Genomic DNA, 15,294 nt, shown 5'->3' with positions numbered 1-15,294 from the left:
CATGGAAGCACTCGATCTGGTCGGGCTGCGCAATCTCATGCGGCGCGGTGTGGGAAGCCCGGTTGTCAAGATCGGGCTGATTGATGGACCCGTACATCAAGGGCATCCCGATCTTGCCGACGCTCAGCTAAGAGAATTGTCCGGTCCGACGGGGATGATTTGTGCACCGGGGAGCGGTGCGGCCTGTCTGCACGGAACCTTCATCGCCAGCATTTTATGCGCAAAGCGTGGATCGGTCGCGCCCGCAATTTGTCCGGGATGCACCGTCCTGACGCGACCGATATTCGCAACGTCACCAAGCAGCGGCAACAATGCGGCCGCTGGGACGCTGCTTGATCTCTCATTAGCGATCATCACTTGCGTCGATGCCGGTGCTCGCGTGCTGAATTTGAGCGCCAGCTTTGACAGGTCTTCCGTCGAGGGGGAGAATGCGTTGCGCGATGCGCTCGACTTCGCGGTCCGTCATGACGTGATCGTGGTCGCCGCCGCCGGCAATCGAATGACATTGGGCAGTACGGCTTTGACGCGCCATCTAGGCGTCATCCCTGTAGTCGCATGCGACAAGAACGGCCTTCCGACAATCGAGTCGAACTTTGGAAATTCGGTCGGCCGGAGAGGTTTGCGGGCACCGGGCGAAGGCGTCCTCGGTCTTGGGGTTGAGAAGTCCGCTATTGAGCTTCAAGGGACGAGCGTGGCGGTTCCATTCGTCGTCGGAACCATTGCATTGCTGTGGTCCGAATTCCCGATGGCGACTGCGACCGAAATCCGATCAGCTCTGCTCGGCGTGCCCCATGCACGGCGCTCTTCAGTCGTCCCCCCCTTACTCGACGCCTCGGCCGCATATCGCCGTCTGTCGGCGACTTTTTTGGAAGGGCGGACGGCATGACCAAGAATAGCGACGATCAGTCGGACCCTTTCGTGACGGCCGCGAAATCAGGCCGCGTTCGATTGCCGGGTTTTCTCATTGACGAAGAGGTTGGCCTTGGCGACGTTATTAAGCGCGCCAGTTCATACATCGGCGTGAAGCCTTGCGGGGGGTGCAGCCGCCGTGCGGAATCTCTCAATCGGTGGCTGTCTTTCTCTCCAAAACGGTAAAGCGTCAGTTCAAGCCCTTCGTGAAGAGGAACGGGATCATGAACGAGCAACTCGATGCTGGAACGCCCTTGGACGAACTATCCTTAGTTGGCAGCCAGACCATGCCGCCGCCTGGGATGTCGCAGGCATCCGGTACTGTCACCCCGCAGGCGGGCTGCGCGGCATGTGGCGACCCGGACGCTGCCGCGGAGCAATCCGCGACGCGGAGTTCCGCTCCCCACGTATATGCCATTGGACGGATCGAAGCGCGATTTCCGAATTTAGCTGTCGAGAAGGAATTCGCTCAGGCTGCGGGACGTGCTGAAACGGCAGGCAGATCCGATCACCAGGTTCTTCATGAAACGTTGAGCCGACGCGAAAACCGGTACCTGTTGCGTCAATTGTGTTGGGTGCTCGATATCCAGGGGCTCGAAAGCTATCTTGTGCTTCCCCGCGACCCGGTTGACCTCGAAGTTCTTATGGACGCCGTTCGTCCCGCCAAAAGTGCGAATGATATTGATGTTGTCATCGGCGTCCGCGGGCCAATCGCTCCCGTTTCTATTTGCAACGGATTAATGGTGCCTGTCCTGGTATTTGACCAGATTTATTCATTCGATCGGACCGCGCTTATAGCGGCAATTCCCAAGCCTGACCGAATGAATGAGAAGCAGTTCGGCCCGGCGGCTGATGAGCTCTTCACGCGCATCATGCAAATGACAGACAACATGGGCGCAACAGACGAACATCGTGCATTGAATTATCTGGCGATGCGCTATCCGGTGATCTATCACCGAGCAGCTGAGCAATTTGCGAACGACTATTCTTTATCATCAGTCGGAACGCGGCCGGTCGCAGCTAGCCAAATGCGCCATATGGTCGATGTCATTTTCAGCTACGCCAATCGGAAAACAGACTTCCGGGAGCAATTCTATGTGCGCGTGGATGTCACGGAGGAGTTTCCGTTTCTCGTCACTAAAATGGCGCCCTTTTACGAATATGGGGGCAGATCATGAGCACTCCCTCCTTCACGGCCGAAGCATCATTCTACAGGAGCCAGAGGACATACCGTGTGGCCGCTTCGACGTTGTCGATATCGACGGGAGTCGATGCCATCGTCCCCGCCTTTATCCCAAGCGAGGCGTCGCAAGACGCATGTCGCGGCTGTACCGACCGTTGCGACAATCTGCGCAACATCTGCCTGGGTAAGGTCGCGATCGAAGCTGCGGAAGCGTGCCTGTTCAGCTTTGGTACCGGGTGTGCGGGTGCTGCGGCTTGGGCGCTGATCGAGACTGGCGGCTGTTACGCAAATTATGCGGAATGCTTCGGCATTTGCCAGATTCCCGACAACCCGGTGTGGAAAAGCAAATGCTGCCCAAAGGTGTGCGGTATTCCTACACCCGGGGTTTCAGGCTCCGGCTGTTGCGATCATGGCGAGACGTGCAAAGGACTGGGCGCGCACGAAAACACCCGTGACGGATGCTGCCCGGTGGGACGGGATTGCGGCCAAGTTTGCTGTGCTGAAGGCGAAAAATGCTGCGGCGAAATCTGTTGTCCGGCCGACTATTACTGTCTGGACGGTCGCACGTGCAATCAGTTTCCGGGCACCTTCCAAAACACGCCTCCGCCTCCGAGCCCTGATAGCAACTGCTATTTCTTCGAAGGGGGTTCACCGTGCGGAAACAAATGTTGTTACGGAGGCCAGCAGTGTTGCGGCGTTGACAGCATGGGAGGGCCGATCTGCAAAGACAGTTGCTTGAGGTAGATACGGCGACGATGCCGGATTTTTTCATCTTGGACGGCTTCACGCCCACCCGCTAAACGTTTTTTGGTCGTTCATGGCGCGTGTAATCCGACATCGGATCAGCGCACGCGCAATTGGCATCGACGGACTAATATCGGCGTTTAGGAAGTGCCCGCGCGTTGCCAATCGGCAGGAACTAGGGTGCGTAGCTGCGGCTCCACGTCTGTTTTATGGAACGTCGGCGTCGATACGGTGAACTAGACCAGAATCAAACGCTCAAGTCCGGCCTTTCAATTTCTCAATCGCGGCCATTCATTCATGCTGTTGACGAGGCCATTTGGCTAACCGGGAATTACCGTGCTTCCGTAACGTGATGCTGTCGCCGTCTGCGCACGCAACGACCGATCCGATATGGTCCGGCCCGTGTCACGAGTTTCCGCCCCTTCCAGCTCAGCCGCACCAGTCCCTCGTCCACTAACTGGTCAACTGCGGCATGAACCGCCGGCATCGTGTTGCGCCACCCCCCCGGCCGATGACTTCCCGCTAGCCATGGTAGCCAATGACCGAGCTACCTCGCTCGGACAGATCGTTGCCTCGGCGGCGCGGTCGGCGAGTAGCGCCAGTATGGTCTCGCTCGCTTCCATGGTCGCCAGCGTTTGCTGCTAGCGCTTCTGGCGCTGTGCCGCTTGGTCGGCCGCTGCCACCTGTACCAGCTCCCGGAATGCGTCGGGGTCAACCGTCTCTCCCTTCCGCAAATCGATCGCGCGCATGGCGTTCCCGTTCAAGCCAGCATTGAATACGCCATCTGGATCGGACAGCATGGCGCCACGGCCGAAGGTGAACTTGACCTTGTCTTTGAAAGCGTCGCCGGTGCAGAGAATACCGCCTCCCGCACGTTCCCATACCGGAACGCCGGCCGGGTTGGACGGCTTCTTCCACTTCATCGTTTCAACTACGTCCGGCAGCGCCTCTCGAATCAACGCACGCATCCGCGCCAGCGTCTCACCGCGCCAATCACCTACGCCGGCGATCCGCGCGTCCATCGCCGCCACGTCCGCTGGTGCCGATCGCTCCGCCATCTTACCTATCCTCGAGCTTGCGCGATCAAGGTATGCCGAAAAACCAGAGTTGGAAATTGCGTTGCGTCCACGGCGGCCCACATAGGGTCACTCCGGCCACCTTGGCTCTTTGCTGCAACCAGACGCTCACTAAGTTTCTTTTTCAACTCGTATTTAGCGCTAAATTCCCGTTGGTTACGTCGATTTTTGCGAGGTCTCGGACCTGCCGCGAGAATGTCGAAGTCAGAGCGCCGCCGGTAAAGCATGCAAGTTTGTTAAGTATAATCTGCCAAGATGATCCTATGGCCAGTTCCGCAGTCCCCGCCTTGTTCGCTGCAATCGAGTCGATCGTTGGTTACGACGGCAACGGCACGCCCCCTGGAGCGATGAGCCGGGTGCAGCGTATCGCCGATTTGCTCAAATATGAGCATGCTCCGCTAGCGGCATTCGCGGAGCAGACGGCAATCGATCTCCACTTATTTCGTAACGCCACCTTGCAAGGCGACGCTCGAGTCCAAGGCATGAAAAGCAAATTAGCTTCCGCGTGGTGGCAGCACGTGAGCAGCACACCGATTACGATGGCGGGTTCGTCCTAAGCCCAACGCCGTCTACTTGCGTCAGCCTTGACCCACAACCAGACGTTCGCAGGCCCATCAGCCTTCCCCAACTTCGGACCTTCGTTCAGCTTGTTGCCACGCACATGACGAAGCCATCCACCGCCTGTTCCGTACTCACCGAATTCATTAAAATCGATGTAGCATCGCAAGGGATCGGCAAGTGGCGTCCTAGCTGCGGGTAAAGTCAAGAAAGGCGCGCAGCGGCGGCGGAACGAGGCGGCGTCCCGAATAGTAGAGGAAGGGGCCGGAGAAGGATTGCCACCAGTCCGGCAGCACCGCTTCCAGCGCGCCGCAGCCGAGCGCCGGCCTCAGCCAGTCCTCAAACAGCGAAACGATCCCGCCGCCCGCGATCGCTACGTCGACCAGCAGGTCCGCGGCCCCGGCGACGCTGGCGATCAGCGGCCCCTGCGGCTCGATCCGCACGACCTCGCCGTCGCGCTCGAACTCCCACGGGCTGGTCAGCGCGCCGCTGGTGAACCGACCGCGCAGGCACGCATGGTCCAGAAGGTCGCGCGGGTGGGTGGGTCGGCCTCGTGCGTCCAGATACGCGGGTGCCGCCGCCGTCGCGAACCGCTGGACGCGCGGGCCGATCGGCACGGCGATCATGTCCTGCTCCAGCCGCTCGTCGTAGCGGATACCGGCATCGCAGCCCGACGCCACCATGTCGACGAAGCCGTCCTCAGCGACGATCTCGACCTGGATGTCAGGATAGGCGGCGAGGAAGCCCGGCAGGATCGTCGGCAGCACTAGTCGCGCCGTGCTGACAGGTACATTGAGCCGCAGAGTGCCCGCAGGACGGTCGCGGAACAGGTTCACGACGTCGAGCGCTGCCTCCACCTCGCCGAGTGCCGGCGCCAGCCGCTCGATCAACCGCGTTCCCGCTTCGGTCGGCACGACGCTGCGAGTGGTGCGGTGGAGTAGGCGCACGCCCAGCCGCGCTTCCAGCCGCCTCACCGCCTCGCTGAGGGTCGAGGCGCTGGATCCCACCACGCGCGCCGCGTCGCGAAAGCCGCGCGCCCGCGCGACCGCGAGGAAGGCGTTGAGATCGGCGAGGTCGGCCTTCATCGTTCGGTTTTCCGCACAGCCCGTGCGGATCACTCCCGCTTATCGCAGTGATCCGCAAGCCGTATCTCCGCGCCAGCACAGGAGAATGACGATGACGATGACGATGACGATGACGATCGATCATGCAGGCACCTATTCCTTCGCGGGACGCACCGTAAAGCGGCTCGGCTATGGCGCGATGCAGCTCGCGGGGCCGGGCGTATTCGGCCCGCCGCACGACTACGATCAGGCGCTCGCCGTCCTCCGCGCCGCCGTGGAGGCTGGCGTCGATCATATCGACACCAGCGACTTCTACGGCCCGCACGTCACCAACCGTCTGATCCGCGAGGCGCTGTCCCCATATTGCGACGACCTTCTGATCGTCACCAAGATCGGCGCGCGGCGCGGCGAGGATGCTTCGTGGCTGCCCGCGTTCGCACCGGACGAACTGGCGCGCGCCGTCGAAGACAATCTGAAGAACCTGGGCCTGGAGGCGCTCGACGTCGTCAACCTGCGGCTGATGTTCGACGTCCACGGCCCGACGGAAGGATCGCTCGCCGCACCGCTCAAGGCGCTTGCTGACCTGCAGCGGCAGGGGCTGGTGCGCCACATCGGTCTCAGCAACGTGACGCCGACGCAATTCGAGGAAGCCCGCGACATCGCCCAGATCGCGTGCGTCCAGAACCAGTACAACCTCGCTCATCGCGACGACGACGCCTTCATCGACGCGCTGGCGGCGGAGGGCGTCGCCTACGTCCCATTCTTCCCGCTCGGGGGCTTCAGCCCGCTGCAATCGGCGGCGCTGTCGGACGTGGCGGCGCAGCTTGAGGCAACGCCGATGCAGGTGGCGCTCGCCTGGCTGCTCCAGCGATCGCCCAATATCTTGCTGATCCCCGGCACCTCGTCGGTGGCCCACCTCCGCGAGAACCTCGCCGCGGCATCGCTGACGCTGCCGAAGGACGCCGTAGCCGAACTCGACGCGATCGGCCGATAATCAGGCAGGCCGGTTGGCGAGCACCGCGTCGAGCAGGCCGGGAAAGCGCCGGTCGAAGTCGACGCGGCGCAGCGTGTTGATCATCTCGCGCCCGGCCTGCGTCGTCTCGATCAACCCCGCAGACCGCAGCAGCTTGAGGTGGTTCGACAGCGTACTCTTCGGAATCGTCTCGCACGGCGCCGCATCGGTGCAGCTCAGCCGCGCGGTCGCGGCCAGCCGCGCAACCATGCCCAGCCGGTTAGGATCGGCGAGCGCGTGGAGCGCCAGGTCGAGCGGCACGTCCTCCAGCCGGGGATGGGTGAAGCGGGGCATAGGCCGAAATATAGAACGCGGCTGCCAATTTAATAGTTCGGTAATATTGAACTATTAAAGCGAGGCTCCATCTTTCTGCCTGCCAACAGCGCACGCCACCGTGATCGCGGGCCACATTTTGGAGGAATCACATGTCACTTGCACACAAGAAGGCGCTCGTCACCGGTGGATCGCGCGGCATCGGTGCGGCCATCGCCAGGCGACTGGCGGCCGATGGCGCAACGGTGGCGATCACCTATGCCGGCAACAAGGCGGCGGCGGACGCGACCGTGGCGGCAATCGAGGGTGCGGGCGGCTCCGCCTTCGCCTTTCAGGCCGATGCCGCCGATCCCGCGTCGCAGCGGGCCGGCGTCGAACAGGCCGCCGCCGCCCTCGGCGGGATCGACATCCTGGTCCACAATGCCGGCGTCGCGGAGTTCGCCGCCATCGCCGATGACAGCGACGAAATCTACGACCGCCAGTTCGGCGTCAACGTGAAAGGCCTGCACGTCGGCACGCGCGCGGCCCTGCCGCACCTGAACGATGGTGGTCGCATTATCCTGATCGGCAGCGTCTCGGGCGAGATGGCCTTTCCTGCGACCGCGGCTTATAGCGCGACCAAAGCAGCCGTGGCGGCGCTGGGACGCGGGTGGGCGAAGGATCTCGCCCCACGCAACATCCTGGTCAACACCGTGCAGCCGGGACCGATCGACACCGACATGAACCCCGCCAACAGCGAGTTCGCCGGGCAAATGATCGGCTTCATCCCACTCGGCCGCTACGGCAAAGTCGAGGAGATTGCAGGCGCGGTATCGTTCCTCGCTGGACCGGATGCGAGCTACATAACCGGCACCACGCTCAACATCGATGGCGGAGCAGCCGCGTAAGACACGTGATCGGCTCCTCTATAATGTCTGGAGGAGCCGACGCATTTGGCCGCAGAAGGCGGAGAAGACATTCACGAAGCAATAAACGGTCCTGATATCAGACATTCATTCAGCAGCCGTTCTTGGCGAACCCGCGCTCCCTGGTCGGCGCTCCCTCGACGTTTGGGTGCAAGCAGCACTGGCCGAAGGTAATTACACCTAGCGCGCAATCACTCTGACGGATGCGGCTCCCTAAAGAATTGACTATTTGATTGCAGCGACGAAACTTACCGAAAAAGTGGAGCTGGCGGCCATCGTCCCGCTCGGCGCGATGCGGATGGCGTTGACTGCCGGATCGTAGCCGACGACCGGGGCGTAGCCGAAGGTCGATCCGCCAGTGTTGGAAAATACCCCTGATCCGTTGGTCATCGTCATGCCGCTGTTGCCCGGCGCGATGTCAAACGGAGCGCCCGTCCCCGGGTCCAATGGGATATTGCGGAAGGTGATCGCGGCCGGGAGGACGTCGGTCAGCACGATGGTCCCCGCATCGACCGGGCTGCCGCCGGTGTTGGTGACAGTAAAGGTGTAACGGACGTCGCCGCCGGGCAGCGCGTGAGTCCCGACCGGAGCAGACGTCTTTGTCACGCTCACCTGCGGCATGGGACAGAAACTGATGCCCTCTATCCCGATCGCCTGCTGCCCGGTTGCGGTTTCGCCCGACGTGAACGGCGCGTTGCCATAGCGGACGGTGATCGTCGTGACGGGCTGCGCGAAGGTGGCGGTGACGGTCCCAGTGTCCGAATTGTTGCCGGACGCGCCCGATCCGGCACCCTGCGCCGCGGTCAGCGCGATTGGCGTGGACGACGCGCCCACCGTCACGCTGGAACTGGCGTTTGTGCGCGCGCCCCCGGCCGCGTTGCTGTTTCCCCACGGCGTCGTCATCGCAGGCGTATAGGTCACCCCGGCGCCAACCCCCGTCACCATCAGCCAGTCGCGATACTGGTTCGCGGTGAAATCGACGTCATGCACCTTGATGGCGAAGTCTCGGATCGGCTGCGCGAAGGTGAACGTGACCGACACCACCCGCGTGCCGCTCGCGATATCGGCGGTTCGTCCCGCAAAAGTGCCGCCCAGCACCAGATCGCGCTTCGTCGCGTCCGGACCGGTGACCAGCGTGGTTATCGCCGGCATCTGCGCTCCACCCGCCTGCGTCGAACTCAGGCCGTTCTGTGTCGGTGTCATCGAGAATGCGCGGGTGGCGCCGCCCGTCGTGCTGGCGGTGTAATTGTAGGTCGAACCATAGGTCAACGTCGCCGCCGCCTGATTGGCGAAAAGGAAGCCGTAGCGGTTGGCCGCATCGCAATCCGCCGCCGCCGCAACCGGGGTCAGCGCCAACGCGATAGCCGAAATGAGAAAAGCCTTCTTCACTTGGTCAATCCCAGAAACGCGAGGCTGCCCTCGTCGAACTTCATTCGCGCGGTGACGTACGGTCCCTGCCGGGTCTGCCGAGCGGCGGCGAAATCGCGGTCGGCGAAACCGTGAACGTTCCACCCGCCTCCGATCAGCACGTCGCGCGCCGGACGAAACCCGACCGACGGACCGAAGGCGTATCCGAAGCTGCCGCGCGCCAGGTCGCCGCGCAGCGTGCCGGTCAGCCCGAACTCGAACCGGTCGCCGAGACCGACGCGCGCGTCACAGCCGATCAGCGTCGACAACCCCGCCACGTCCAGCCCGTCGATCCGGTCGAAAACGTAGCGCGTGCCGATGAACAGGCCGAATTCGTCACGTTGGTAAAGGCCGTCGGCGTCGCGACCATAGGGCGCCCAGTCGAGCGACATGCTCGCAACCAGGCGTCGCGACACAGCATCGCCGGTGATCGACAGCGGGATGCTGCCGATCGGTCCGGCCACGCCCGCAACCGCACCGGTCACGCTGTCCGCGATCCACGCAACCTTGCCGAGCGCGGCGAGCCGGCTGCTGGCGGGACGATATGCGCCGGACACTGCTATATCGAGCGTCGTCGACTGCGCGCCGCCGTCGCGGGCGGCCTGCGTCCAGGTCGCGAGCGCACCGAACACGCCTTCGCCCAATTGGCGGATCACGCCCAGCGTTGCGCCCGCGCGGTCCTCGTCCGCTGCAAACCGCCGCTCGACCCGCGCAGTCGCGCTCCACAATGTCGCGCGATACGTGCCGCCCAGCGTGATCGCGGTGAAATCCTCGGTCAGCGTCGATCCGCCGCCGACGAACCCGCCCGATGCGACCGGATGCGCAGGGTTGACGACATCCGCCACTGAAATTCCGTTTAGCGTGCGATTGCCGTCCAGCGTCGCGTCGACCGTCCAGTGCGCATCGAGCTGCAGAGACTGCGCGAGGCCATAGGCGGCAAAGGCGCGGCGACCGTATTCGGCGATCTGCTGATCGCCGACACTGCTGGTCAGCCGCGCACCGTTCCACGGCTTAACGTCGAACCCGATCCGCGCGGTGCGGGCGTCGACCGCGCCGCCGCTGGCGATCTCATATCCGCCGATCAGCGTGACGTCGGGGGTTACCGCGAAGCGTGCGCCGACGCGGTGCTGCGCGGGAAAATCGGCGCTGTCCGCGCTGCCCAGCGCGATGCTGGTCGATGCATCGAGCGTCACGCGGCCGTCGAGCACGGCGCGCGACGCGCCCGCCTCCAGCAAAGTGGAAGTGTTCGTGGCCTCCGTGGTGCGGTCCTCGGCATGGACCACGCCCAGCCGCAGGTTGGTCGATCCGTGGCGATACTCCGCCCGTGCGCGCACCGCCCGCCGCTGCGCATCGCCGCTCAGGTCGTCGTCGATCCACGCGCTGCCCGATGCCGACAATGCATCGGTAATGCGCACCCGCGCGTCCACGCCCATCTTGCGGCGACCGCGCTCCGCGGCGTTCTGTTGCGCCACGCCGTATGCCGCGTCCTGCTGTCGGGCATAAGCCAGCAAGTCGACGCGCGCATCGTGATGTTCGGCCTCGACCAGCCAGGCGGCATCGGTCGCGCCGCGCGCGCGGCTCGCGGCGATCTCGGCGCGGACCTCGGTTCCCGCACCGACGCGCAGCCGCACGTCGGCCGCGGCGATCGAGGTCCGGCGATCCTCGCCCGCGTCGCTCAGTACGGTCGCGCCGATGCGGAGCGCCCGATCCTTGCTGCTCCACGTCGCGCGCGCACCACCGCTGACCGCGCCGCCCGCCGCGGCATACAGTTCATAATCGACGATGATGAATTGCGGGTCGAGCGCGCTGGTGCGGGTCAGCACGGGCGCGGAGAAGCGGACCGTGCCCGCGGCATAATCCATGTCGTAGTCGACGAAGCGGGTCAGCGTGCGGCGCTCGACGATCCGTTCCGACCGCGTGCGATCACGCACCTCGATCGCCACCTGTTCGCTGTTCGCCGCCACGCCGCTGGCGGACAGCGCATACGGGCCGGACAACCCGTTGCCCTGGATTTCGTCACGGCGGTGGTGCGTCTCGAACCGCGCGCCGAACGCGCTGGCGGTGATCTGGCCGTGGCGCAGTTCGGTCTTCGCGCCGGTCCCAGCGCGGACGTACCGGCCGAGCACCGTGTCGCCGAAGCCGGTGACGAAATCGCCGAACAGCGCATAGAATTGCCGTTGCTCCAGCTTCAGGTACAGTTTGCGCGTGGAGGCGGCGTCGTAGCGGCGTTCGCTCCGATCGGCATAGACGGTGTAATAGGCGTTCGGGTCGATCGCGCCGGTCAGCCCTTGCTCCGCACGCCGCTTCGCGCTGTCATAGGCGAAGGTCAGCAGCCAGTCGCCGCGGACCCGCCCCTTGGCGTACAGCGCGACGCGACCAGACGCTTCCAGATCGCCGGCCGCGGCGGCGAGCGGTTCGACCTTGTCGGCCAGCGCATGATGTCCGATCCGCCCCTCGGCCAGGCCGACGATCGTCCACGGCTGGTTGCCCGGCGACAGCCAGGTGTCAATCGTCTGGACGCGCGTCTGATCGCCGTCGCGGAACTGCAATTGCAGCGTCAGCGCACCGCTGATCGTTGTCGGCGAAAGTGCGATCAGCGCGACGCCGTCGTCGCCATCGACCCGCCACGACGGCGCAGCGCGATCGACCCCCGACAACATCCGCGCCTGTTCGGCGTCGACCGCGACCGCGGCTTCATAGGGTGCGGGTAGCGCAAACTCACCCACGACGCCGTGATGCACCGGGCGACCCGCGCGATCCAGCATCCGCACCGCGATCACCGGCCGCTGCACGCCGTCGGCGACCAGCACCGACCGTGCGGCGACGAATTCCGCCCGTGCCGCCGAGGCGATGAACGCCACGCGCCGGGTGAGCGTCTCCACGATCTTGCCGTCCGCACCGACCACCTCGGCGATCAGCGTCGTCGCCGCGCCGGTCAGCGGCACGCCGCGCCACAGCGTCACCGCAAAGCTGTTGGTCGGATCGTTCCGCGTGCCGTCCAGCGTGATTGGATCGACCGCGCGACCGTTCGCCAACAGCCGAATCTTCTGGTTCGGCAGATGCCGGATCGCGACGCGGATCGCGGGCGACCGCGGGTTGTGATCGGCTTCCGGAAACAGCCAGGCGATGTTCGGCCCGCCGCCTGCGAACCAGTCGCGCTCGGCCCCCGCGGCGTCGCGGTCGGACAAGGCGACCGTGACCGCGTCCTGAATCACGGCCCTGCCGCTTGGCACGGCATGGAAGTCGGCTGCGGCCAGCGTGCCGCCCTGCCCCTCCACGAAGCGCGACGTCGCGCTGCCCGCCGACCGGGTGCTGCGCGCGCAATCGACGAAAGACCATGCCGGGCTGCCCGCGGCATCGATCTTGACCACATGCGTGCCCGGCACGACGCCTTCGAAATGATAGCGTCCGTCGCGGTCGGTGACTGCGTAGCTGCCATCCTCCAGCAGCACGCGCACACCCGCCACACCGCGCAGGAAAGGCGCGCGCGCCTCACAGGCGGCGTCGACGATGCGGCCGACGATGGTCATCCGCGCCGCGATCGTTTCGCGCGTGATCCGCACGGCCACGCTCGCCACGCTTTCGCGACCGCGCGCGTCCACTGCGGTCGCGCGATTCATCGCCTCGCCCTCGCGCGCGTCGGGACGGACCTCCAGCGCGTAGGTGACGGTGCGCGTGGCCGCCGGGGCGAGCGTGCCGAGCGCGATCGTGATCCGCCGCCCGTCGGTCGCAACCGTCACCGCCTGCGAATCGGGCTGCCCGTCGACGCGGATCGTGCCGCTGCGCAGCCGCATCGCGGGGGGCAGGATGTCGGTCAGCGTCACGCCGCGCTTTGCGTGCGCGCCGTCGGGATTGTGCGCGGTCACGGTGTAGAGCACGGCGTCGCCGGGCGACGCCGTCCCGCGCGACGCTGTCTTGCTGACGCTGACCGCCACCGCCGGGCGATCGAGCGGCACGTCGATCCGCACCGGGGCGGGATCGGACAGCAGGAAGCTGCCGCCATAGGACGCGGGATCGATCGTCAGCGGCTCGCCATCGGGACGCGTCAGGCCAACGAGCTGCGCCGCGGTCGCCTTCGACGGCGCGCTATAGGGCGCGGGCGGCGCGACCTGCAGCCGGTAGTTGCCACGCGCGGCCAGCGGGAAGCGGTACTCGCCCGGCGGCAACGGATATCGGTTACCCGCACCGTCGATCACGGTTTCGCCGGTGACGACGGTCGATGGCCAGGGCGTGGTCCCGTCGGGGGCGAAAACGCGCGCGGGTTGCCCGGTCGCCGCATCGATCATCGTCACGCGAGCGCCCGACACCGGCGTCCCGTCCTCGCTGTCGAACACTAGGCCGTAGGGATCGATCAGCACGTCGAGCGAGGTGCTGACGATCGGATGCTGGTCACCGGTCTTCTGGCATTCGATCGAAACCTGATCGTCGGGCAGCAGGCTTAGCGCGCAGTCGCCAGGAACGACCGCGGGCGGCACCGCGCGGGTTGGGATCGCACCGACGAATTCGCCGGTGTCGACGCCGGTCTCGAAGATCGTCAGCACCTCGCGGTCGCCGTGCGTCGTCACGATCACCGCGTTGAAGCTGTCTACGGCGGCGGCATCGCGATTGGCGAAGCGCGCCACCAGCTTGAACAGCAACGTCTCGCCCGCGCGGATGGCGGTGGCGGGGGCGGGATCGATCGGGGTCGTCCCCGGCGGGGCGGGGAGCAAAATCGGGAGGCTGCCGCCGTCCGCCCGGTGGCAGACCGGGGCACGCGGCGACGTAATGCCGCCGGGGTGATAGGCCGTCAGCGTCGCGGTCGGCGCTTGCTCGACCGGCAGCACGACAACGTTCGAGGGCAGGCTGGTCGTTCCACCCGCAACATCCCACGTCGCCTGCGCGACGTTCACCACCTGCGACGACGCCAGCGCCGGTTGCCCGACGGCAATGCACGACAGGATCAGCAGCGCCAGCAGGCGGTGAAGGATCGGGCGGATCATAAGGAGTTCCAGGTCTTCGCCGGTGCGTCCGTCGGGGATTTCACGGACGCGCTGGCGAAAGCTCAGTTGACGGTGACGCGGAAGACGAGCGTGCGCGCATCGCCTGCCGTCAGGCTGGGCAGCGTGCCGCTGACCGTGCCCGATCCGTAACTGCCGCCCGACGCGCCATCCAGGTTGCACGTCGATCCGGTCATCGTGCCGTTCAGCAAAATGCCGTACGCGGACGAATAGGTCGTCGTGGTGGGCAGGACGTCCGACAGCGCGACGTTCGTGGCGCTCGCACCGCCCGCGGCGTTCCTGACCGCGATGCAATATTCGACCACCGATCCGGGGATCATCTTGGGATTGGTGGTGCCGTTGAACGGATCGCTGACGATCCGGCTCACCTTCGTTAGCGTCAGCGCGGCGGCCAGCACGGTATAGTCGTCCTTGGCCGAATAGGATGCGTCGCGCGACGCGTCGGTCGATCCCGCCCCGTCGGCGAAGACGGTGTCCATGCCGCTGGTATTCGCGCCTGCGGTCTGCACCAGTGCGGCGCCGGTGGCCCCTGCCGCGCCACCTTCGCGCCCGGTTGCGGTCAGCGTCACCGCCGCCACGTCGCCGGTCGCACGGCCGAGCGGCACGTCGGCCAGCACGAACACGGTCCGCGTCGTGTCGGCGGCGATCTCGTCCAGGTACGTCACCTGCGTATCGGTGCCCGCGTCATAGACGCCGTTGCCGTTGGTATCGACGAAGATGCGCACGTTCGACACGTCGAACGTATCGGTGTTGGCGTGCGCGCCCGCGCCGCCCGCCTGCTGCGTGACGACGAGCGCGAAGTCGAGCGTAGCGTTCGAGGTGTTGGTGACCTGGAACGTGGTCACCACTGCGGTCTGCCCCGGCGACACCTGCGTCGTCGTGGTGCCGAGTTCGGCCACGGTCAGGTTGACCTTGCGATCGACCGTGAAGGTGTCGGACGCGGTCTGCGTGGTCTGCGTGACCCCGCCGACCTGATAGTTCATCGAAACGGTGTTAGTGATGCTGCTGCCCGCCGCGGTCTGCGTGGATTGGGCGGAAGCAGGCGTGGCGGCCAGCGCAGAGAGCGCGCACAGGCTCACCGCGCCCAGCCATATGCTGGTACGTGTCATCGTCATTTCCTTCGTCTGGTTGTTCGACGCGCTATCGGTCCGCCGCGCGCCGGGGCG

The 15,294-nt window shown here is 65.2% G+C and carries 13 protein-coding genes; 5 read left to right on the top strand and 8 right to left on the bottom strand.

The genetic code is table 11. The annotated features are described in order from the left end of the window. Nucleotide 1: 1 nt before the first annotated feature. Nucleotides 2-886 carry a S8 family serine peptidase gene (locus M0208_RS12575; RefSeq protein ID WP_258892028.1) on the top strand — a complete coding sequence of 295 codons (885 nt, stop codon included), beginning with the start codon at nucleotides 2-4 and terminating at the stop codon, nucleotides 884-886. A gap of 247 nt (nucleotides 887-1,133) precedes the next feature. Further along, on the top strand, nucleotides 1,134-2,087 hold the full coding sequence (locus M0208_RS12570) for a hypothetical protein (protein WP_258892027.1): 954 nt from the start codon (nucleotides 1,134-1,136) through the stop codon (nucleotides 2,085-2,087). A 1,080-nt stretch (nucleotides 2,088-3,167) separates the two neighbouring features. Here M0208_RS12570 and M0208_RS18510 read toward each other — a convergent pair. Genes M0208_RS18510 through M0208_RS12560 form a run of 3 tightly spaced genes read right to left on the bottom strand, consistent with a single transcriptional unit; the run spans nucleotide 3,168 to nucleotide 3,894 of the window. Further along, a complete protein-coding gene (locus M0208_RS18510) occupies nucleotides 3,168-3,323 on the bottom strand; it encodes a hypothetical protein (protein ID WP_309547008.1) in 156 nt (51 codons plus the stop codon). Continuing rightward, nucleotides 3,298-3,459, bottom strand: coding sequence for a DUF3253 domain-containing protein (locus M0208_RS18505; RefSeq protein WP_309547007.1), 162 nt, complete (start codon nucleotides 3,457-3,459; stop codon nucleotides 3,298-3,300). Before M0208_RS18505 ends, M0208_RS18510 begins: the two co-directional genes overlap by 26 nt. An 18-nt stretch (nucleotides 3,460-3,477) precedes the next feature. Beyond that, entirely contained in the window at nucleotides 3,478-3,894 is a 417-nt protein-coding gene (locus M0208_RS12560) for a DUF1801 domain-containing protein (RefSeq protein WP_258892026.1), read from the bottom strand. A 281-nt stretch (nucleotides 3,895-4,175) separates the two neighbouring features. Here M0208_RS12560 and M0208_RS12555 point away from each other — a divergent pair, with 281 nt between their 5' ends. Further along, nucleotides 4,176-4,469: a hypothetical protein gene (locus tag M0208_RS12555; RefSeq protein WP_258892025.1), complete on the top strand. Its 294-nt coding sequence runs from the start codon at nucleotides 4,176-4,178 to the stop codon at nucleotides 4,467-4,469. Nucleotides 4,470-4,658: 189 nt separating this feature from the next. On the opposite strand, the gene M0208_RS12550 is transcribed toward M0208_RS12555, so the two are convergent. After that, nucleotides 4,659-5,555, bottom strand: a complete 897-nt coding sequence (locus M0208_RS12550; RefSeq protein WP_258892024.1) for a LysR family transcriptional regulator — start codon at nucleotides 5,553-5,555, stop codon at nucleotides 4,659-4,661. 97 nt (nucleotides 5,556-5,652) lie between these two features. On the opposite strand from M0208_RS12550, the gene M0208_RS12545 reads away from it, so the two are divergent. Beyond that, entirely contained in the window at nucleotides 5,653-6,528 is an 876-nt protein-coding gene (locus M0208_RS12545) for an aldo/keto reductase family oxidoreductase (protein ID WP_309547034.1), read from the top strand. Here M0208_RS12545 and M0208_RS12540 read toward each other — a convergent pair whose 3' ends face one another. Next, nucleotides 6,529-6,840: a helix-turn-helix transcriptional regulator gene (locus M0208_RS12540; RefSeq protein ID WP_258892023.1), complete on the bottom strand. Its 312-nt coding sequence runs from the start codon at nucleotides 6,838-6,840 to the stop codon at nucleotides 6,529-6,531. A 131-nt stretch (nucleotides 6,841-6,971) separates the two neighbouring features. On the opposite strand from M0208_RS12540, the gene M0208_RS12535 reads away from it, so the two are divergent. Continuing rightward, nucleotides 6,972-7,706, top strand: coding sequence for an SDR family oxidoreductase (locus M0208_RS12535; protein ID WP_258892022.1), 735 nt, complete (start codon nucleotides 6,972-6,974; stop codon nucleotides 7,704-7,706). Between the two features lie 243 nt (nucleotides 7,707-7,949). On the opposite strand, the gene M0208_RS12530 is transcribed toward M0208_RS12535, so the two are convergent. The 3 genes from M0208_RS12530 to M0208_RS12520 all read right to left on the bottom strand — a co-directional run bounded on the left by M0208_RS12530 (nucleotide 7,950) and on the right by M0208_RS12520 (nucleotide 15,237). Beyond that, on the bottom strand, nucleotides 7,950-9,113 hold the full coding sequence (locus M0208_RS12530; RefSeq protein ID WP_258892021.1) for a DUF11 domain-containing protein: 1,164 nt from the start codon (nucleotides 9,111-9,113) through the stop codon (nucleotides 7,950-7,952). Further along, the gene (locus tag M0208_RS12525; RefSeq protein WP_258892020.1) at nucleotides 9,110-14,110 is read right to left on the bottom strand and encodes a hypothetical protein; all 5,001 of its coding nucleotides are present in this window, start codon (nucleotides 14,108-14,110) and stop codon (nucleotides 9,110-9,112) included. Before M0208_RS12525 ends, M0208_RS12530 begins: the two co-directional genes overlap by 4 nt. 62 nt (nucleotides 14,111-14,172) lie before the next feature. After that, entirely contained in the window at nucleotides 14,173-15,237 is a 1,065-nt protein-coding gene (locus M0208_RS12520; protein ID WP_258892019.1) for a hypothetical protein, read from the bottom strand. Nucleotides 15,238-15,294 lie beyond the last annotated feature (57 nt).

Source organism: Sphingomonas sp. SUN019, assembly GCF_024758705.1.
Lineage (GTDB): Bacteria > Pseudomonadota > Alphaproteobacteria > Sphingomonadales > Sphingomonadaceae > Sphingomonas.
The sequence above is the reverse complement of the archived record's forward strand: the minus strand, read 5'-3'. Positions and strand labels throughout refer to the sequence as shown.